The organism is Rubripirellula obstinata, from assembly GCF_001642955.1.
Lineage (GTDB): Bacteria > Planctomycetota > Planctomycetia > Pirellulales > Pirellulaceae > Rubripirellula > Rubripirellula obstinata.
Genome location: NZ_LWSK01000033.1, coordinates 33,256 through 52,439 on the forward strand (window position 1 = coordinate 33,256; position 19,184 = coordinate 52,439).

Annotated in this window: 20 protein-coding genes; 15 read left to right on the forward strand and 5 right to left on the reverse strand. The window is 53.9% G+C overall.

What is annotated here, in order from left to right:
• Positions 1 to 134: 134 nt before the first annotated feature.
• From RC85_RS10550 to RC85_RS10615, 14 genes are all read left to right on the forward strand, one after another.
• Positions 135 to 2,777, forward strand: coding sequence for a PSD1 and planctomycete cytochrome C domain-containing protein (locus tag RC85_RS10550; protein ID WP_068262259.1), 2,643 nt, complete (start codon positions 135 to 137; stop codon positions 2,775 to 2,777).
• A gap of 7 nt (positions 2,778 to 2,784) precedes the next feature.
• A complete protein-coding gene (locus RC85_RS10555; protein WP_068262212.1) occupies positions 2,785 to 4,167 on the forward strand; it encodes a DUF1501 domain-containing protein in 1,383 nt (460 codons plus the stop codon).
• Positions 4,168 to 4,500: 333 nt separating this feature from the next.
• On the forward strand, positions 4,501 to 5,367 hold the full coding sequence (locus tag RC85_RS10560; protein WP_068262214.1) for a DeoR/GlpR family DNA-binding transcription regulator: 867 nt from the start codon (positions 4,501 to 4,503) through the stop codon (positions 5,365 to 5,367).
• Positions 5,364 to 6,110: a phosphate propanoyltransferase gene (pduL, locus tag RC85_RS10565; protein WP_068262216.1), complete on the forward strand. Its 747-nt coding sequence runs from the start codon at positions 5,364 to 5,366 to the stop codon at positions 6,108 to 6,110. The genes RC85_RS10560 and pduL overlap by 4 nt, the downstream gene beginning before the upstream one ends.
• Positions 6,111 to 6,226: 116 nt before the next feature.
• Positions 6,227 to 6,526 (forward strand): BMC domain-containing protein, encoded by a 300-nt coding sequence (locus RC85_RS10570; RefSeq protein WP_068262220.1) that lies wholly within the window; start codon positions 6,227 to 6,229, stop codon positions 6,524 to 6,526.
• A gap of 50 nt (positions 6,527 to 6,576) precedes the next feature.
• The gene (locus RC85_RS10575) at positions 6,577 to 6,846 is read left to right on the forward strand and encodes a BMC domain-containing protein (protein ID WP_068262223.1); all 270 of its coding nucleotides are present in this window, start codon (positions 6,577 to 6,579) and stop codon (positions 6,844 to 6,846) included.
• A gap of 47 nt (positions 6,847 to 6,893) precedes the next feature.
• Complete coding sequence (locus RC85_RS10580; protein ID WP_068262225.1) at positions 6,894 to 8,153, forward strand: acetate/propionate family kinase; 1,260 nt, start codon at positions 6,894 to 6,896, stop codon at positions 8,151 to 8,153.
• Positions 8,154 to 8,208: 55 nt separating this feature from the next.
• Positions 8,209 to 8,523, forward strand: coding sequence for a EutN/CcmL family microcompartment protein (locus RC85_RS10585; RefSeq protein WP_068262228.1), 315 nt, complete (start codon positions 8,209 to 8,211; stop codon positions 8,521 to 8,523).
• Positions 8,524 to 8,630: 107 nt separating this feature from the next.
• On the forward strand, positions 8,631 to 10,070 hold the full coding sequence (locus RC85_RS10590) for an aldehyde dehydrogenase family protein (protein ID WP_068262229.1): 1,440 nt from the start codon (positions 8,631 to 8,633) through the stop codon (positions 10,068 to 10,070).
• Complete coding sequence (locus tag RC85_RS10595; protein WP_068262231.1) at positions 10,070 to 10,324, forward strand: EutN/CcmL family microcompartment protein; 255 nt, start codon at positions 10,070 to 10,072, stop codon at positions 10,322 to 10,324. Before RC85_RS10590 ends, RC85_RS10595 begins: the two co-directional genes overlap by 1 nt.
• 368 nt (positions 10,325 to 10,692) lie before the next feature.
• Positions 10,693 to 11,364: a hypothetical protein gene (locus tag RC85_RS10600; RefSeq protein ID WP_068262234.1), complete on the forward strand. Its 672-nt coding sequence runs from the start codon at positions 10,693 to 10,695 to the stop codon at positions 11,362 to 11,364.
• Complete coding sequence (locus RC85_RS10605; RefSeq protein WP_068262236.1) at positions 11,361 to 11,651, forward strand: EutN/CcmL family microcompartment protein; 291 nt, start codon at positions 11,361 to 11,363, stop codon at positions 11,649 to 11,651. Before RC85_RS10600 ends, RC85_RS10605 begins: the two co-directional genes overlap by 4 nt.
• Positions 11,652 to 11,697: 46 nt before the next feature.
• The gene (locus RC85_RS10610; protein ID WP_068262237.1) at positions 11,698 to 12,570 is read left to right on the forward strand and encodes a class II aldolase/adducin family protein; all 873 of its coding nucleotides are present in this window, start codon (positions 11,698 to 11,700) and stop codon (positions 12,568 to 12,570) included.
• Between the two features lie 150 nt (positions 12,571 to 12,720).
• A complete protein-coding gene (locus RC85_RS10615) occupies positions 12,721 to 13,656 on the forward strand; it encodes a lactate/malate dehydrogenase family protein (protein WP_068262238.1) in 936 nt (311 codons plus the stop codon).
• A 281-nt stretch (positions 13,657 to 13,937) separates the two neighbouring features.
• Here RC85_RS10615 and RC85_RS10620 read toward each other — a convergent pair whose 3' ends face one another.
• From RC85_RS10620 to cobA, 5 genes are all read right to left on the reverse strand, one after another.
• Complete coding sequence (locus tag RC85_RS10620; RefSeq protein WP_068262239.1) at positions 13,938 to 14,492, reverse strand: Uma2 family endonuclease; 555 nt, start codon at positions 14,490 to 14,492, stop codon at positions 13,938 to 13,940.
• Between the two features lie 56 nt (positions 14,493 to 14,548).
• Positions 14,549 to 15,751: a molybdopterin molybdotransferase MoeA gene (locus RC85_RS10625; RefSeq protein ID WP_068262240.1), complete on the reverse strand. Its 1,203-nt coding sequence runs from the start codon at positions 15,749 to 15,751 to the stop codon at positions 14,549 to 14,551.
• 109 nt (positions 15,752 to 15,860) lie between these two features.
• On the reverse strand, positions 15,861 to 16,457 hold the full coding sequence (gene mobA / locus RC85_RS10630) for a molybdenum cofactor guanylyltransferase (RefSeq protein ID WP_068262243.1): 597 nt from the start codon (positions 16,455 to 16,457) through the stop codon (positions 15,861 to 15,863).
• Complete coding sequence (locus tag RC85_RS10635; RefSeq protein ID WP_235033332.1) at positions 16,454 to 16,771, reverse strand: carboxymuconolactone decarboxylase family protein; 318 nt, start codon at positions 16,769 to 16,771, stop codon at positions 16,454 to 16,456. The genes mobA and RC85_RS10635 overlap by 4 nt, the downstream gene beginning before the upstream one ends.
• On the reverse strand, positions 16,768 to 18,267 hold the full coding sequence (gene cobA, locus RC85_RS10640) for a uroporphyrinogen-III C-methyltransferase (protein ID WP_068262245.1): 1,500 nt from the start codon (positions 18,265 to 18,267) through the stop codon (positions 16,768 to 16,770). The genes RC85_RS10635 and cobA overlap by 4 nt, the downstream gene beginning before the upstream one ends.
• A gap of 111 nt (positions 18,268 to 18,378) precedes the next feature.
• On the opposite strand from cobA, the gene rpsT reads away from it, so the two are divergent.
• Positions 18,379 to 18,642 (forward strand): 30S ribosomal protein S20, encoded by a 264-nt coding sequence (rpsT, locus tag RC85_RS10645; protein ID WP_068262248.1) that lies wholly within the window; start codon positions 18,379 to 18,381, stop codon positions 18,640 to 18,642.
• The last annotated feature ends 542 nt before the right edge of the window (positions 18,643 to 19,184 follow it).

Sequence of the window (19,184 nt, forward strand, 5' to 3'; positions counted from 1 at the left end):
GTTGGAAGGACGCAGCGAAACTTGGGCGGAGCACAGGGGTTATTCAACTAGCGACCCACGACCATCTGAAACTCATCGAAACAGCATCTGTGGTCGATGATCGTCGATTCAATGTCCCTATCGCGAGCGAACTGATGACGAAAACCACTTTGTTCCGCCGCTCAATCGCCTGCTTGGTTGTTGGATTTGTCATGTTGGCCGGGATGGTTTCAAACGTCAAAGCAGAGGAATTGGATCCGGCGGGCGTCGCGTTTTTCGAATCAAAGATTCGTCCTGTTTTGATCCGAGAGTGCTATAGCTGCCATTCCAATCAGACGGGTAACGCGCGTGGCGGGTTGCGACTGGACACGCGGCAGTTGTGCCTGATCGGTGGCGATGCCGGCGCGGCGGTGGTGCCGGGTGACTTGGACGAAAGTTCGATTTGGGCGGCGATCAACTATGACAGCTACGAAATGCCGCCGCGAGGAAAGTTGCCGCAAAGCACGATCGACGATTTCCAAAAGTGGATCGAAATGGGGGCACCGGATCCTCGCGAAACCAAAGTCACCGCCATCAAGTCAACGATTGGTGCCGACGATATCGAAAACGCCAAAGCGAATTTCTGGGCCTATCAAACGCCTCGCAAAGTTGATGTGCCTAAATCAGAATTCGCGAATACTGGTGTAGTGGATCTTGCTAAAGATCGGTCAACAATCGGATCTTTAACAAGATCCACTACCAGCGATGTAATCGACCGATTCGTCATCGCCAAACTTAATCAAGAAGGCCTCGCACCCGCACCTGGTGCCGATGCCCGAACGTTGCTGCGACGTTTGAGTTTTGACTTAATCGGTCTACCGCCTACTCCGGCGCAGCTTGCAGATTTTGAATCCGATTGGAAAGCAAACCCTGATCAGGCGGTTGCCAATGCGGCCGATCGAATGCTGGCTAGCGACCAATTCGGCGAGCGTTGGGGACGACACTGGTTAGATGTCGCTCGGTACGCTGAATCAACCGGACGCGGCGTCAATATGACCTATCCCAACGCATGGCGGTATCGTGATTTTGTGATCGATTCGTTTAATGACGATAAGCCTTTTAACGAATTTGTTGTTCAACAGATTGCGGGCGATTTGATGCCCGCACCGACGGATGAAAAGTGGGCCGAGAACCTTGTCGCGACGACGTTCTTGGCATTGGGTTCCAAGGACTTGAACGAACGGAACCCGGTTCAGTTCAAAGCCGATTTGGTGGATGAACAGATCGACGTAACGACTCGAGTTTTCCTGGGACAATCGGTCGCCTGCGCCCGGTGTCACGACCACAAGTTTGATCCGATTCCGCAAACCGATTACTACGCGATGGCGGGCATCTTTGCCGGCATGAAAACGTACTTTGGAAACCCACCCTCCGAATTTGGTGAGATCCAAACGGCTCAGCTAAGACGTCAAAGCAGTTTGTTGATCATGCCCGTTGATGATCCGAATCCGATCGGTCGTTCGTACACCGTGGATGAACTCGATGGCATGCGTGATCAGATTCGTCGTCTTCAAGGCGATCTGCGAGAGCTTGGACGCGGGGCAGTGCAGAGCCAACGCATTCGATTGATCAATCAGATTGCTGATTTGTCATCCAAGATTTCAACGGTTGACGAATCAGGGAAACCGCGAACGTATTGCATGGGCGTGCAAGACGACGAGATTCAACAAGATGTCCCGGTTTTGGTCCGCGGCGAAATCGACGCGCCGGGACAGACCGTGCCGCGAGGTTTTCCGCAAGTCTTATGCAGCACACCCATCGAAATCGAAGATCAGAAAAGTGGTCGTCTTGAAATCGCCAGAGAGATTGGCAGCGAATCCAATCCTTTGACGGCGCGAGTCATGGTGAACCGAATTTGGCAGCATCTTTTCGGACGCGGCATCGTCGCCAGTCCCGAGAATTTCGGCACGACCGGCGAAGCGCCTTCGCATCCCGAGTTGCTGGATTACCTGGCGGTCGATTTCATGCAAAACGATTGGTCGGTCAAGTCGGTGATCCGCAACATTGTGACTTCGCGGACCTATCGAATGAGTTCAGATTTCGATCAAACGCATTTCGATGCTGATCCGAACAACACATTGCTGTGGCGTCATTCTGCGCGCCGATTGGATGCTGAAGCAATGCGAGACGCGATGTTGCAGGCGAGCGGAGAATTAGATTTGGATCGGGTTCATGGCAGCGAGGTCGCCAAGGCGGGCTACGTGCGTGTCCGCGATGGAGTGCTCGGGAATGCTCGTGACATGATTCAGAGTCAGATGAGAACCATGCAACGTTCACGCTCTCGATCCGGTTTCTTCGGCCGTGGTCGTCCAGATCGTCAATCCTTCGCAGCCGCAATTTCAAAAATCCGAAACCAGTTGGATATGGAAGATGCAACTTGCCGCAGCGTGTATTTGCCGGTCGTCCGCGATGAATTGGCTCGTTCGATGGAAGTGTTTGACGCTGCCGATCCAAACTCTGTCATCGGAACGCGTGAATCTTCCAACACCGCCAATCAATCGCTGTACATGATGAACAACCCTTTTGTGATCGCTCAAAGCGACGCGTTGGCCAACAAGATTGCCAGTCGCCACAAGCGAGTTGGTGATCAGATTTCCGAAGCGTTTCAGGTGATCTACTTGCGTGACCCGACATCCGGTGAACGAAGTGCCGTGTCATCGTACATTCGCTCCGCTGGCAGAGACGCTTCGGCAACCGAAACGTTGTCCGCGATCTGCCAAAGTCTTTTTGCTTCCGCTGAATTCCGCTACTTGGATTAAAAATACCATGTTTACTAGACGACAATTGCTGCAAAGCACGTCCGCCGGTTTTGGTTACTTGGCGTTTGCAGGACTGAGTAGCTTGGCGGCGGAAAAAGAATCGTTGCCAAGCACCAATCCGCTCGCACCGAAAAAGCCGCACCTACAACCTCGTGCCAAGCGCGTTATCTTTCTGTGCATGCAGGGTGGGCCGTCGCACGTTGATACGTTCGACTACAAACCGCAATTGGAAAAGGATCATGGGAAAGCTGGTAAGTACGGCGGTCGCTTGTTGAAGTCTCCTTGGGAATTCAAACAACGTGGCGAAAGTGGTTTGTGGATCAGCGATCTGTTTCCGAAGGTCGCCAGCCACGCTGATGACATGTGCCTGATCCGATCGATGCAGTGCGATCAACCGGTTCACACGTCGGCGGTGACCGAAATGCATACCGGCACGGCGCAGTTCATTCGTCCTTCGCTGGGTGCGTGGACGTTGTACGGATTGGGCAGCGAAAACGAATCGCTTCCGGGATTCATCTCGCTTAGTCCGCCGGCTGGCACTTCGCGAAACTATGGGAACTCGTTCTTGCCTGCGATCTATGGCGGTACTGCTGTTGGTGGCAGCGGTTCGCGGGCACTCGCTCGGTTGGGCGTCGGAAACGGCGGTTTAGCGGTTCCCGACATTCAGTCATCGCGAATGGATACTCGTCAGCAGCGAAAACAACTCGACCTGATTCAATCGCTGAACCGAGAAAAGTTGCGACGCGAAGAGTTTGCGCCCGGCGTCGAAGGTGTGATCGAATCTTATGAACTTGCCTTTCGTATGCAGGACGCGATGCCCAAGTTGATGGACGTGTCCGACGAAACGCAGCGAACGCGTGACCTGTATGGAATCGATAATGAATCGACCGCCAACTTTGGCAAGCAATGTCTGCTGGCTCGTCGATTTGCGGAAGCGGGTGTTCGGTTCATCGAAGTTTCGCATGGCGGGTGGGATCAACACACGCGATTGACGACCGACCATGCGGCGCGAGCACTCGGTTGCGATCAGCCGATTGCCGGTCTGCTGCAAGACTTGAAGGAACGTGGTTTGCTCGAGGACACGTTGGTGGTTTGGGGCGGCGAGTTTGGTCGAACGCCTGCGGCCCAAGGTGGCGATGGTCGCAACCATAACAACAAGGGTTACACCACGTGGATGGCCGGTGGCGGAGTCAAAGGCGGTTACAGCTACGGCGAAACCGACGAACATGGTTACGAAGCGATCGAAAACCAGTGCCACATTCACGACTGGCACGCAACGCTGTTGCACTTGATGGGACTCGATCACGAGCGACTGACTTATCGCTACGCCGGTCGTGATTTCCGGCTGACCGACGTCCATGGATCGGTCGCCACGGACATTCTGGCTTAGGAACTGTCCCGAACAGCGATGCCACCCAATCCCAATTCCAACCCCAATTCCAACCCGAACGCGCAAGCGAGGGATTTTGTTTGACGCGGAAATCCCTCGCTTACGCGTTCGGGTTGGGAAATCGGGAAGTTGTTCCGGCCTACGTCTGAAACGCCCGGCATTTTGCTGAACGACCATTTGCATGACAAATAACTGTCATCTAGCGGCAGTCATGTCGCCCTTTTATTTGACCTAAATCACCTTTGTTGCCCAGTAGGTACTTGTTTTCGGATTCAACTGATAGAATACTAGCATCTTGTGATAGAAATCCGTCGCTTTGCGAGAGATGCTCTTTTGTCCACTAATAACCGCCGCGAGAAGCTTCGCGACCATATCCAGGCCTCCGGGTTTGCTGCGTTGGGGGAACTTGCGTGCTTGCTGGATGTCAGTGAATCGACGATTCGCCGCGATCTGGAATCGCTCGAGGAAGCTGGCGAGGCTCGTCGAACCCATGGCGGCGTTTATTGGACCGGTCAATCGGCGACGATTAGCGTCTTTCAATCAAGACAAGATGACGCTTGGCCTCGTAAGCAAGCGATCGGCCAAATCGCTGACACGCTGATCGAAGACGGCGACACGATTCTGCTGGACGGTGGAAGCACGGTTTATGAATTGGCCCGGCGAATCGTCAATCGTCCGCTGCAGGTGGTCACCAACTCGCTGCCCGTTGCTCATCTTTTGTCCACCAGTGATTCGATTGACCTGATCATGGTTGGCGGATGCGTTCGCGGTCGAACTTCGGTCGCGATCGGTCCGATGGCTGACACGATGTTGGCTGGTATCAACGTTTCAAAGACGTTTCTTTCGGTTGCCGGGGTCACCAAGCGAGGCTTTTTCAACAGCGACATGATGTTGGTGGAAAGCGAGAAGGCGATGATCGCCGCCGCGGATCAGACCATCGTTTTGACGGATCACACCAAGTTCGGAAAAGTCAGCCTGTCCCAGATATGTGGATTGCAAGACGTTGACCGGGTGGTCACCGACACCGGACTCGATTCCAAGTGGAATTCAGTATTGGAAACGGCGGGCGTCGAACTAATGTTGGCATCAAGTGCCGAACACGCAGACCCGAATACGTCACGCAAAACTTCGCAAAATCATTCCGGCGGCGTGCCGCCTTTAAACCATTCTCCTCAATCCGGTTCGTCCATTTCATCATGAGCATGACTGTCGATCGATCTCAAATTGAATCCCTCGTTCGCGATGCGATTCGTCAATCCATGTCTGGCGCGGGTGTTGCCGCTTCGCCCGCAAGTTCTTCGGCGAGTCCTTCTTCGCAGCCGGCCGGTTGGGTCGATGGAAAACCAAACTTGCGAGTCAGCATTTCGGCTCGCCATTGTCACCTAACCGACGAACACGTCGAGATCTTGTTTGGTGCTGGCAGCGTTTTGGAACCCGACAAAGATCTTTACCAAGATGGCTTTTACGCCGCCAAGCAAACCGTGATGGTGGTTGGCCCGCGTCGCCGCATGTTGCCCAACGTACGAGTGTTGGGGCCGACGCGTCCCTTCAGCCAACTGGAACTTGCGTTTACCGATTCAATTTCACTGGGCATCGACGCACCGGTTCGCCATTCGGGAAAAATCGAAGGCACACCGGGTTGCGTGTTGGTCGGGCCTGCCGGAAGCGTGCAGCTTGAACAGGGCGTGATTCGCGCCGCTCGCCACGTCCACCTCAACGAACATGACGCCAATTTCTACGGCGTTTCAAATGGCGACATGATGCAATTGGTGATCAAGAGCAACGACTGCTCGGTCATCTTTGACGATGTCCTTGTCCGCGAAGACAAGGCCGCCAAGCTAGAAGTACACATTGATACTGACGAAGGCAACGCGTGCAATTTGGATGCGGCTTCGGAAGTGTTTCTGCAAAAGATGCCCGGCGATTGTGCGTGCGGACATTGATTGATGTAGCTGGGCCCGCCAGGGTTCAGTCAGCACAGACTGAACCCTGGCGGGTCCAGTCAAGATGAAAACGATTCTTTACCTCCTGTTTCTGATTACGAAAGGCATCCAATTCGATGGCAAAAATTAGTGAAGCGCTCGGCATGATCGAGACCAAGGGCTTTGTCGCCATGGTCGAAGCATCCGACGCAATGATGAAGGCCGCCAATGTTCAATTCCTCGGCTGGGACAAAGTCGGTGCTGGTTTAGCAGCCGTCTTCGTCACCGGTGACGTCGCTGCTGTGAAAGCTGCAACCGACGCTGGTGCCGCTGCTGCGGGACGCATTGGTGAAGTCGTCAGCGTTCAAGTGATTCCACGTCCCCACGGCGACCTGGAAAAAGTTCTCAAGTTGCCCGCCGCGACTGGCAAGAAGTAACAACCGCAACTTCTACTCCATAAATTATCCATCAAAGAAAGATAGACAAGATGAACGACGCAATTGGATTGATTGAAACCAAAGGCTTGCTGCCGCTCGTGGAAGCAACCGACGCGATGGCCAAAGCAGCCAACGTTGAAATCGTAAAGCGAGTTGACCTTGGCGGCGGATTGGTCACAACCGTGGTCAGTGGTGACGTCGGTAGCGTTCGCGCTGCTGTCGAAGCAGGTGCCGCTGCCGCAGCCTCCGCAGGCGAATTGGTCAGCAGCCACATCATTCCTCGGCCTGCCGAAGGTTTGATTGGCGCTTACTTTAGCTAATCAGCGTTTCGTCACACCATCCCACCCATCACGGAAGATTTCCCCTCATGCTTATTCTTGTTGCAAATCTGGGTTCCACCAGTTTCAAATACAAATTGCTAGACGTCAGTGGCGAACTAACCGCCGACGTTCGGCCCGATGATCGTGTGCTTGCACGCGGTGCGGTCGAACGAATCGGTGATGCCCAAGGTGACGGTGAACCGACTAGCCGTTGTGAGGTCACCATTGGTGACTACCACCACGTCTACGAAATGCCGGTTCCCGATCATGGCATCGCAGTGCAATCGTGTTTGGATCAGTTGACCGACCCGCAACATGGTTGCTTGAAGGATGCTTCGGCGGTTTCTGCGATCGGTTTTAAAGCCGTTCACGGTGGTCGCAAAAGTGGAACGTTTTTGGTTGATGACGATGTGCTTGAAGCGATGGCGGAAATGAATGCGGCCGCGCCCGCGCACAACCCGCCCTACATCGCAGCAATGAAGTTGTTGCGAGATCGGTTCCCCAACTTGCCGTTGGTCGCCGCCTTTGAAACTGAGTTTCATGATTCGATCCCCGAGGCTCGTCGCGTTTACGCGATCCCGCCAAATTGGAGAGAAGACTATCAAGTTCAAAAGTGGGGATTCCATGGTTCCAGTCACCGTTACGTTGCCGAACGCGCCGCCGAATTGTTAGGCCGTAAAGATGCACGAATCATTTCGTGTCACCTGGGCGGAAGCAATTCATTGACCGCGATCCAAAACGGTCAAAGCGTGATGACGACGATGGGCATGACGCCTCAAACTGGGTTGCCGCAAAATAATCGAGTCGGTGATTTCGATCCGTTTGCTCTGCCGCTGTTGATGCAGCGAAGTGGCAAAACGCTCGAACAACTGCTCGCTGAACTTGCCAGCGAAGGTGGGATCAAAGGAATCAGCGAACGAAGTGGCGATCTTCGTGATGTTGAATTGGCCGCCGAGGACGGTGACGCCAAGTCCCAACTAGCACTGAACGTTTTTGTCGAAGAAATTCGTCGGCACATGGGTGGCATGATTGTCGCCATGGGCGGCGTCGATGCGATCGTGTTTACGGCAGGCATTGGCGAGAATTCAGACATCGTTCGATCGGCAGTTTGTAAGAACTTGGATTCACTGGGCATCCAGTTCGATGAAGAACGAAACCAGAACCACCGTGGCAGCAGTCCGCCCGAAGGAGGAAATCCGGGCGAGGGCTATCTGCATGCGGAATCGAGTTCGACACAAATTTGGGTTATCCCCACCAACGAAGAATGGATTGTCGCCAAACGCACCAAGTTAGCACTTAGCCATTAGCCACTAGCGATTAGCTTTTTTCACTCTTCACCCTTCACACTTCAAACGTCCAAACATGTTTCTAGCACGCGTTACCGGATCCGTTGTCAGCACTCAAAAGGTGCCAACGATGACGGGCCATAAACTGCTGATCGTCGAACCGTATCGGCTGGACGAGAAGAAGCGTGATCGCCTGGTCACGACGGGACGAACCTTCATCACGTGTGACACGCTTGGTGCAGGTGAAGGTGACTTGGTTTTGGTGTGCCAGGGGAGTTCGGCACGCCTGACGCCCGAAACAAAAACGTTGCCCATTGATGCCGTGATCACTGGCATTATCGACAGCGTCCATGTTGAAAAGAAGGCGGTCTACGACCGCAGCGACGACTGAATGAATAACCGTGGCCTAGGCTTTTAGCCTGTGATGAATTTCATCTCGGGCAACACGCCCAAGTCACGGTCAAACCAAAACAACGAACCTCACCCGAGTCTTCTAATATGCAATTTGACGAATCCATTATCCGCAATGTCGTGGCTCAGGTCTTATCCGAAGTCGGCCCCATGCCCGCTGGTAATTCTGGTCCACTTCACAAGCATGTTGCACCCGGTGCCGGTCGCAATGGTGTCTTCACCGATGTCAATGAAGCGGTTGCCGCCGCCAAACATGCTCAAGAACAGCTTCGCCTGCGAAGCATGGAAGAACGCAAACAAGTCATCGACATCATTCGCCGGATCAGCATCGATCAGTGCGAAGAGTTGGGCTTGATGGAGATGAAGGAAACGGGCGTCGGACGTCCTGAGCATAAGATCGAAAAACTCAAAACGCTCGGCGAGCTATCACCCGGCACTGAAATGCTTGAAACAAAAGCATTCAGCGGCGATCACGGATTGGCGATTATCGAGCGTGCTCCGTTCGGCGTCATCGCCGCGATCACTCCCGTCACGCACAGCTTGCCCACGATCACCGGCAACTCCGTGAGCATGATTGCCGGCGGTAATTCAGTCGTCGTCAATCCGCACCCATCGGGTAAGAAGATTGCTGCAGAAGGCGTTCGCCGCTTCAACGCTGCGATCGCGGAGGAAGTTGGCATCGACAATCTGATCTGCGTGATCGCCGAACCAACGTTGGAGTCGGCCGACGCATTGTTCACTCATCGCGACGTTTCACTGATCTGCGTTACCGGTGGTCCCGCCGTCGGTCGCGCCGCACTTCGCAGTGGCAAACGAGCCATCGTCGCAGGGCCCGGCAACCCGCCAGTGGTGGTTGATGAAACTGCTGATCTGGACAACGCAGCGAAGTGCATCATTCAAGGTGCTGCTTACGACAACAATCTGCTTTGCATTGCTGAAAAAGAAGTCTTCGTTGTTGATTCAGTTTTCGACGACATGATGGCTGCGATGGAGCGAGCGGGTGCTTTGCGATTGGACGCCACGCAAGTTCAAACGCTCACCTCGAAAGCGATCGTCAAAGTTGGCGACGACCAACACGACGCTGCCGCCAAAGAATTCATCGGCCAAGATGCAGCAGTCCTCGCCCGTGCGGCTGGTGCTCATCCCGCGGAAGGTTGCGAGCTTGTCTTTGGCGAAACTGACGAACATCACCCGTTTGTCACCGTCGAACAGATGATGCCGTTCTTGCCTTTCGTCCGTGCTCGCAACGTTGATCACGCGATCGCGATGGCTAAGGAATACGAACATGGTTTCCGTCACACCGCGATCATTCACTCACGCAATGTTAGCAACATGACCAAGATGGGCCGCGAACTTGATACGACTTTGTACATCAAGAATGGACCCAGCATGGCCAGCCTTGGGCTGGGTGGCGAAGGTTACCTATCGTTTTCAATCGCCGGACCAACGGGTGAAGGCGTGACGAATCCCAACACATTCACTCGCGAACGCCGATGCAGCATGATCGACGAATTGCGAGTCGTCTAATGCAAACCGCCAACGTTATCGGTAACGCAAGAGCGACCACGAAACACAGTTCGCTCGTCGGACAAAGGCTGGTGATTGCTCAACCGGTTGGCGTCGAAGGTGGCCCGGATGGACCGCCTTTGTTGATTTTGGATTCACTCGGATGCCGTGTCGGCGACCAAGTGATGATCACCAGCGACGGATCCGCTGTCGATGACATTACCGGAGTAGATAATTGTCCCGCACGATGGAGTGTGTGCGGGTTGATTGACTGAACTGATCGTACTGTTAAGCCACGAAGTGGCGGCAGCACTTAGCCTGGGGCGTAAGCCCCAGGAACAAAGAAAGAAGAATTCAAGAGGCCCCGACGGGGCGACACGAACGCGACGATTGATTGCTTTCGCCCCTCTGGGGCTTGTGACTCGGTTGACTCGCGAAACCTGGGGCTTACCGGCCTGTCGATTGAATAGTAGATCCAAATTTATAGTCGCCTTTTGCTCCGCAAAAGCAGCGTTTGTGGACGCAACTTTCGCGGAGCGAAAGGCGACTATGATTTAAACGACAAGCCGTTACGCCCCAGGCTAAATGCTGTCGTGCCTTCGGTACTGAGAAATTACGACTTGAAAGTTACTTAAAAAAACCTGTGTCTTCCATTCATCTTCCTGCCGAAATCACCCCAAGCATCGACATCGCGTCGATTGTTCGGCGAGTGATACATGAACTGAAGAAAATGGAAGTGGACGAAGTGATTTCCGAGCAGCCTGTCGAAACGCGAGCGACGACGTTTGTGTTCGATCATCGCGTGATCACGTTGTCGGATATCGACGGCGTGCCAGCCGCGATGAACACGATTGAATTACCAGCGGGCGGAATTGTCACACCGGCAGTTCGTGACGTGCTTCGTAGCCGAGGGATTTCAATCTCGCGCACGACGTCGAAACCAGTTGTTAGCCAAGTCGGCAAGTCCGGCTCGAAATCAAAAGCTCACTCGCCGTTTCGCCCGATCCATCTGCAACATGATGAATCGATTGACGCGGCTCTTTTGGAATCCGTTAAAAAACAGCTTTCGATTCGTGGCATCAAACTTTGCAATCGAGCCAGTCGCGGCGTGATGTTATCCAGTCGCCCGGCAACCGCAGTCTATCGCTGCATCAGCGACAATGTTTCAGCGGTTTCGATCAACCGAATGGATGACGTGATTCGGTTCAAACAAGAACTCAAGCCGTCGGTCTACGTGCTGGACGCGCAACACCTGAATTTGATCGCGATCGTCAATGCGATTGCTCAAATTGCTAGACACGGAGGCCAAAAATGAAGATGGCTCGAGTCGTCGGGAACACAACGCTGGCAAGGATGCATCCTGCAATGCACTCGTCGACCTTGCGATGCGTCGAAGTGATTGGATCGATCGACGAGATTGACAATCTGACACCGGGCGGCGACTTGATTGTCGCCTGGGATACTTGCGGATCCAGTGTCGGTGACCTCGTCGCACTCGCCGAGGGCCCCGAAGCCGCAGCACCGTTCAAACCGGACATCAAACCCATTGATGCCTCCATCGTGGCCATTTTGGATTCCTACGATATCCAGAAGCCGAATTAGTCTCCATTAACCCGCTAACTTTTCCTTTTCATCAACGAGTTTCACCATGGAAAACCTGCACAAGATTAAACAAGACATGTGCGACATCGGACGCCGTATTTACAACCGACAATTCGCTGCGGCCAACGACGGAAACATCACCGTGCGGGTCAGTGAAAACGAAGTGCTTTGCACACCAACGTTGCATTGCAAAGGCTTCTTGAAGCCAGACGACATCTCACTTGTTGACATGACTGGCAAGCAATTGTCGGGTCGTAAAAAGCGTTCCAGCGAAGCTTTGTTGCACCTGGAAATCTACAAGCAACGCGAAGACATTCGCAGCGTCGTTCACTGCCACCCACCGCACGCGACCGCATTCGCGATCGCACGTGAACCGATTCCACAGTGCATTCTGCCTGAGGTCGAAGTGTTCTTGGGTGACGTTCCGATCACGAAGTACGAAACACCCGGCGGTCAATCGTTCGCCGATACGATCATTCCCTACGTCAACAAGACGAACGTGATGATCCTGGCCAATCACGGTACGGTGTCTTACGGCGAAACGGTTGAACAAGCTTATTGGTGGACCGAAATCCTTGACGCATATTGCCGCATGTTGTTGCTGGCGAAGCAGCTTGGCAACGTGTCGTTCTTGAATGCCGAGAAGTCGCAAGAGTTGCTCGACCTGAAGGACAAGTGGGGCTACAAAGATCCTCGAAACACCGAGGACTACAAAGATTGCGACATCTGTGCGAACGATATCTTCCGCGAATCGTGGGCCGACACCGGTGTCGAGCGTCGTGCATTCCCAGCACCTCCGCCAATCAAGTCGACTGGCGACGCATCACCGTCGGCCAAACCAGCGATGCCAGCAGGTGTCGATGAAGCTCAGTTGGTCAAGGCAATCACTGATGAAGTGATTCGTCAAATGTCTAAGTAGCTTTTAGCGTTTAGCACTTAGCTATTAGCTTTTGATATGCCCGGTCTTCGCCGAAACGGCTACGACCCAGTCTCCTAAATCCTTACTATTCCTTATCCCCGATCGGCTGTTGGCTAATCGCTAACAGCTAATCGCTATGAGCCAAAAAAAATGAAAGTTTCCATCATCGGTGGCGGTGGCCTCGTCGGTTCCTGTGCTGCCTACGCATTGCAGTGCGGCGGACTTGCTAACGAAGTCGCTTTGCTTGACGTCAACGAAGAATTGGCGGTCGGTCACGCTTTGGATTTGCAGCACGGCGGACCTAGCGTCTCGAACACGGTCTACGCGGGCGGTGGCTACGAGCACATTCCAACGTCGGACATCATCTGCATCACCGCGGGCCTGCGTCGCAAACCGGACGAATCGCGTTTGGATTTGATCAATCGCAACACCGACTTGTTTGTTGACATCCTGAAGAACGTCAAAGCGGCTGGTCCAAAGTCAACTGCGATCGTTTTGGTGGTCAGCAATCCTGTTGACATTTTGACTTACGTGGCCGCCGACAAACTCGGTTTGCCGCCACAGCAAGTCATCGGACTGGGAACACAGCTTGATACGATCCGATTCTGTTCGCTGATCGCACAAGAATTAAAGGCTCCCGCGTCACAGACCAAGGCATTGATCTTGGGCGAACACGGCGAGTCGATGGTTCCGATCTGGAGCAGTGCGACGATCGCTGGTCTGCCATTGGATAAGTATCCTGGTTGGAATCCGTCGCTATCGAGTGCTTTGTTTACTCGAACCCGCGGCAGTGGTGCGGAAGTCATTAGTCGTAAGGGCGGTGCGGGATTCGCCGTTGGTATCGCAATCCGTGACTGTATCGACGCGATCATCTTGGACACGCAATCGGTGTTGCCGGTCAGTAGCATTCAAAATGGTTGCTACGGAATCCGCGACGTTGCCCTCAGCGTTCCCACGGTGCTGGGCCGAACTGGCGTTCAAGCAACGATGGAAATTGATTTGTGGCCAAAGGAAGTCCAAGGCCTAGTTCAGAGCGGTGCGGCCCTTCGCAAGACGCTTGACACGGTCATGCAACGCGTCGGTTAGGAGTCTGACCAGGGTAGTGGTCTAACCAGGGTAGTGGTTTGGCCACGGCACGGCTTGGTATCGCTATCAACAGAACCGCTAATCGACGCTGATCGAACGCTAACAAATCCAACGGTCGTGATGTAGAACACCTAATGTTTTGTTAGCGTTCGATCAGCGAAGATTAGCGGTTCAAAAATTCTGTCATATCAATCCGATGCACAACCAATTCAGCGACCGTGCGAAAGCAAAAAGCGACACGGATCGCTTTACAGCCAACAGTGATCGATGCTGTTTGGCGTTCAGGTCTCGCTGAACAAGTCTGCCAGAACGAGAACTGCATCCGGTCTGCATCGCGGCGATAGTGTTTGACCAACCGTCAATTGGCCGCGGTCTTGATAGGCATGGTTCACAGCGTCTGCAAAGACGTGGATGCATCGAGACGCCACATCGATCACCCAGTACTCGGCAACGTTGAATTCAGCATACAGTTCAGCCTTTTCTCCCATGTCCGATGGGAGGCTTGAATGAGCGACTTCAATCAGCAACAAGACATCACTTGCTTGCGGACGCCGAGCGGCGTAACGACCAGGGCGAAGCCAGGTCAAATCGGGTTCAGGGCGACTGTCAAGCAAATCGATACTTGACTGAACTCGAACGACGCAATCGCGGGAAGTCGTTGCGTCAGTGGACCACCGATTTAAATAGTCGATGTAGTCTTCGTGAACTGGGCTGGCTGGGTTCATTTCGCGTAGCTCTCCTCGGATCAGTTCAATTTTACGAGGAATCCCATCGAACGCCCCTTTGGCGATCATCTGATCGTATTCATCAGCGGTTAGGCGAAGTGCTGTGCTCATGCCCAGATTATAGACCGAACTGATCAGCCGTTTCCAGCACAAACAACGCTATCGCTCTACCAGCGATAAAACGGACGTGGTTCGTTGTCAGCAGTGTTGGGTGGAATTTGGATGAATCCATCGCTGTGGGCCAAGGCAACCAAGTCACCTGAACCTTTCGATGGAACGACAACGCCGTGACCCGCTTCGTTGATCTTGACCAGGATCATCTGATGCAGCGGTAGCAGTTTTGACTTAAGTCCCTCGACATGAATCTTGGGCTGCGAGGGAAGCCAGTTCGTTTGGCCGCTCTTCTTGGCCAGCAACGGCAGCACCATTCGACGAGCGTTCACGATTGCGCTGACTGGATTTCCCGGCAATCCGACGATCAGTTTCCCTTCGCGAGTTACTGCGCCCAGGATTGGTTTTCCGGGACGCAGGGGCAATCGGTGGAAAATGATCTGCCCGCCAACTTCAGTAATCACATCAGGAACGAAGTCGTAGTCGCCCATCGAAACACCGCCGGTCAAGATGACTGCGTCACTGTTGCCGAGCGATTGTTGTAAAGCGGTTGCCAGTTTGTCACGATCGTCACCGCAATGCTGTGACGACTGAGTTTGTAACCAGGGTTTATTGCTCAGCATCGCGACGAGCGAGTGCATGTTGCTGTTGCGCAATTGCCAAGGCTTAGGCGAATCGTGTTGCGAAATGACTTCGTCGCCGGTCGTCAACACCGAAACGTTGACGCGTTTGAAAACTGTTGGAGAGTAATGACCGAAGTTGACCAACGCAGCTTGAGTTACCGCCGAGATCCAAACCCCGGGCTCGAACACGGACTGACCAGCAGCCAAGTTTTCGCCGGACCTGCGAATGTTGGCACCTGTTTCGACAACCTTGCCTTCGCTTCGTATCTCGATCGCATTGTCTGACTCAACGGTGTCTTCGCGTTTAATCACCGCCTCGCATTCATCAGGCACGATTGCCCCAGTAAAGATTCTGAGCACTCCTTGGGCTGGCATCGGCGGAGGTGATTGTCCACACGCGGATTCACCAACGACCTCAATGGCACCAGTGATCTTCAGGTCTGACATGCGAATCGCGTAGCCATCCATTGCCGATACATCGGCCGCAGGTGAATCGCGATCGGCGTTGACGGGATCGGCTAGGACTCGGCCAATGCACTCGTTTGCACCGGAGTCGATCGGTTGGATGGCAAGACGATCGGCGAGGGCACGCAGTGCGTCGTCAGGATGGTCAAAGGCGTATTGATTGTTGTTCATGTCAGTAATGTATCAAGCAAAAAGTTAATCGCGTGGGCTTCACAAGCAACGTAGGCCGGAACTGCGCTCCGCTTGTTCCGGCCTACAATTCTGACAAGCGATGGCCGCGTCATCCTAGTTTTAGGTCTTCCGGACGATTGATATTTCGGCAGGAAGTCTTCGTAAGGGCGACACTTTGAAAAGGAATGTCTTTGATCCATTTCATCAGGCTGCGTTGATCGTTCGCGAGGCTAACGCGTAAGCCTTCGATCAACGACGTTGGATAGATCGCGATCAGCGGTTCGATACGATCTGAAAACGCGACCGCTGGTTCTTGCTTTTGATTCCAAGTGGCGATCAGCAAGGACAGATCTCGGTCAGTCAAGAAGGGAACGTCGATTGGCGTACACAAGCATGCTTGGAAATCATTGGCCTTGGCAAATTCAAGCGATGAAAGTACGCCCTGCATCGGGCCCTGGTCGGCAACTTGATCTTCGATCAGTGAAAACGAATGTTCAACAGAGCAATGCCCACTGATCGCGACAGACAAGGATTGTTTTTCTAGTCGTTTGGTTGCGACGTCAAAGAGTGAATTGCCGACTGCGTGGTACTCAGCCGCATTGCTTTCTGGCGGAGCAGGGCAGGGCAGGGCGGCTTTGTCTTGTCCCATGCGTGTCGATTTTCCACCGCACAGAACAACACCCAGGATCGACGAAGAGTGGTTCACGATTTTGGTTGATCACCGACGACATCTTCGACCCAACTGCGAGCACGCATCATGGTTGGGAATCCAATCGTGGGTGCGGATACGACGGCGACGTGTCGTAGGTCTTCGGCGGTGCAACCGGCTTCCATTGCTTTGCGGCAGTGAGAGTGCGACGCGCCTTCCAGGGCTGCGCCGATGGAAACTGCCAGCTTCACCAAGGCGACTTCACGAGCGGAGAGTGGGCCAGCTTCCTTGGCGGCTTTGCCAAACGCTTCGTAAGCCTGCATCAAGTCAGGATAGGACTCGTGCATTTTCTTGTAGGACTTTGGGATCATGATTTCAGGATCTGTTCAATGAGGGAATCGATGGTGTAGGGATTGGCTTCGGCGGAAATCTCTAGTCCAGCTTTGCGAACCGCAGTGGAAGTGATCGGTGACAGGCTTGCGATCTTTGTCTTTGTTAAAGCATCGCCAAACATTCGCGACAGGCTTTCGGCGGTCGCGCTGCTGGTGATCGTGGTCCAATCAATGTTGCCATCTCGCATCGAATCGATGACGGCCGGATCAGCTTTTTCGACATCGCTATTTTCATAGGCGATCACTTGATGAACGATCGCGCCGGACTGAGTAAGAAGTACTGGCAACGTGTCGGCACCGCGACTGGCTCGGATGACCAGCACTTGCTTTCCGGCCAATTCATCCGCTATGGCGTCGGCCAACGATTCGGCACTGAAATCTTGCGGAACCACATCGGTTCGCAAGTGATAGTCTTGAAACAGTCTGTTGGCGGTTTTGGAACCGATGCATCCGATCAACTTGCCTGCGAAGCTGCGGATGTCAGCGTTGGATTGCTGCGTGAAGTGATCCATGAAATAGCGAACACCGTTCTCGCTGCAAAAGATCACCGCATCAAATTCATCGAAGCGATCAGTCACTTGCTGTAATTCAGTCCTGTCTTTGACTGGACCAGTTTTGATCGCCGGATGGACCAAAACATGGGCCCCCAAATCGCGTAGCGGACCGGCCAGTGATTCCGCTTTATCGATCGGACGAGTGACCAGAACGGTTTGCCCGTGGAGCGGTCGGCGAGTGACCCAGTCCATCGACTCGGCCAGTTCGGTGACCGGTCCGATGATCGTGATCACGGGCGGACGAAACTTGGACGCGGGTGTTAGATGCCCGGCGACTTCGTCGAGCCGGCAATGGATCGCCTGCTGATCGGGCAGACTGCAGCGGCGGATGATCGCGGCGGAGGTCGCTGGATCCTTGCCCGCTTGGATCAGCGAATTCGTCCAGGCCTGGGCAGTGGTGACGCCCATGTAGACGACCAAGGTACCAGGGAAATTCGCCAACGCCTGCCAATCGAGAGCTGATTCGACTTTGCCAGGTTCTTCGTGACCGGTCACCAGGGCGACGGCGGACGCCAGACGCCGGTGAGTGATGGGAATCCCAGCAAACGACCCGGCCGCCAGTGCTGCGGTGATTCCAGGAACAATTTCAAAGTCAATTTCCGCTTCTCGAAGTGCGTCGACTTCCTCGGATGTCCTGGCAAAAACCGCTGGATCGCCTCCTTTTAGCCTGGCAACGGTTTTCCCTGCCACTGCGTGGGCCAGCATTTCTGCGATGATCTCGGGTTGCTTCCAAATGCGACTTTGCCCGTGTTTTCCAACGCAAATGTGCTCTGCGTGGGGTGCGTGGGCCAGCAAATCGACGTTGGAAAGGCCGTCGTAGAGCACCACATCGGCTTTTCCCAGCCGATCGGCCCCGCGCAGCGTCAAAAGGCCCGGATCGCCGGGGCCTGCACCGATTAAAAAGACTCGTCCTATACCCATCAAGGTTCCTAAAATAGACTCTGGACAGCAGCCGTCCATGTCGCCATACTACGCGGCTCAAAAATCAAACCGCGGCCCTCACCAAAAATAAAGAACTGGCCCAATAAAACTATGCCAAATACAGCAAGTGCGAAGAAACGACTTCGCCAAAACGACAAACTCCGTCTCCTGAACCGTTCTCGCAAGAGTGCTCTTCGCAGCCAAATTCGCAAGGTACGCGAAGCAGTGCAAGCAGGGGACGCAGAAAAGGCGCAATCCGAGCTACGTTTGGCTCAAAAGCGAATCGATCAAGCCGCCGGCAAAAACATCATGCACAAGAACGCCGCCGCTCGAACCAAGAGCCGTCTGGTCAAGCTAGTCAAAACCGCCGGCTAATTCAGCCGTTCGTTGAAATCATCGAAAAACCACCTGTGAGTTACAGGTGGTTTTTTTCGTGCGCATCGTTTAACCGCGTGGGCATCGCCCCGCGCGCTGCGCTGTGCTTTTCAGATCCAGGACGAACGCGCGGGGCGTTGTCTGGGGTGATGAAAATGTGTCGTTGTCAACTTGTCACGACCCTTGAAAGTAGAAAGTAGGCCGTAGCGAGCCATAGCGAGTTACGGCGGTGCGCAAATTGCCGTAACTCGCTTTGGCTCGCTACGGCCTACATGCTGGCGATCAGGCAATTGTGCCGTTGCCACAATGTTTCCCAGCGTTCCAGTTCGTGTTGCCTGCCATGTTGTTACTTGCCCAATTTGCTGCGTTGCAATGATTTTCATCAGGCCAGGCTTTGTCCGGGAACCAGAAAGTAGGCCATAGCGAGTTACGGCGGTGCGCAAATTGCCGTAACTCGCTATGGCTCGCTACGGCCTACATGCTGGCGATCAGGGAAATGTGCCGTTGCCACCGTGCTTTACAACGCTGCAGTTTGTGTTGTC

Bases quoted from the DNA above. Each gene is read 5' to 3' on its own strand.
- RC85_RS10595 (WP_068262231.1), top strand. From the start codon at position 10,070: ATGCAAACCGCCAACGTTATCGGTAACGCAAGAGCGACCACGAAACAC.
- cobA (WP_068262245.1), bottom strand. From the start codon at position 18,267: ATGGGTATAGGACGAGTCTTTTTAATCGGTGCAGGCCCCGGCGATCCG.
- pduL (WP_068262216.1), top strand. From the start codon at position 5,364: ATGAGCATGACTGTCGATCGATCTCAAATTGAATCCCTCGTTCGCGAT.
- RC85_RS10620 (WP_068262239.1), bottom strand. From the start codon at position 14,492: ATGAGCACAGCACTTCGCCTAACCGCTGATGAATACGATCAGATGATC.
- RC85_RS10570 (WP_068262220.1), top strand. From the start codon at position 6,227: ATGGCAAAAATTAGTGAAGCGCTCGGCATGATCGAGACCAAGGGCTTT.
- RC85_RS10610 (WP_068262237.1), top strand. From the start codon at position 11,698: ATGGAAAACCTGCACAAGATTAAACAAGACATGTGCGACATCGGACGC.
- RC85_RS10605 (WP_068262236.1), top strand. From the start codon at position 11,361: ATGAAGATGGCTCGAGTCGTCGGGAACACAACGCTGGCAAGGATGCAT.
- rpsT (WP_068262248.1), top strand. From the start codon at position 18,379: ATGCCAAATACAGCAAGTGCGAAGAAACGACTTCGCCAAAACGACAAA.
- RC85_RS10585 (WP_068262228.1), top strand. From the start codon at position 8,209: ATGTTTCTAGCACGCGTTACCGGATCCGTTGTCAGCACTCAAAAGGTG.
- RC85_RS10575 (WP_068262223.1), top strand. From the start codon at position 6,577: ATGAACGACGCAATTGGATTGATTGAAACCAAAGGCTTGCTGCCGCTC.
- RC85_RS10590 (WP_068262229.1), top strand. From the start codon at position 8,631: ATGCAATTTGACGAATCCATTATCCGCAATGTCGTGGCTCAGGTCTTA.
- RC85_RS10555 (WP_068262212.1), top strand. From the start codon at position 2,785: ATGTTTACTAGACGACAATTGCTGCAAAGCACGTCCGCCGGTTTTGGT.
- RC85_RS10615 (WP_068262238.1), top strand. From the start codon at position 12,721: ATGAAAGTTTCCATCATCGGTGGCGGTGGCCTCGTCGGTTCCTGTGCT.
- RC85_RS10580 (WP_068262225.1), top strand. From the start codon at position 6,894: ATGCTTATTCTTGTTGCAAATCTGGGTTCCACCAGTTTCAAATACAAA.
- RC85_RS10550 (WP_068262259.1), top strand. From the start codon at position 135: ATGACGAAAACCACTTTGTTCCGCCGCTCAATCGCCTGCTTGGTTGTT.
- RC85_RS10625 (WP_068262240.1), bottom strand. From the start codon at position 15,751: ATGAACAACAATCAATACGCCTTTGACCATCCTGACGACGCACTGCGT.
- RC85_RS10635 (WP_235033332.1), bottom strand. From the start codon at position 16,771: ATGATCCCAAAGTCCTACAAGAAAATGCACGAGTCCTATCCTGACTTG.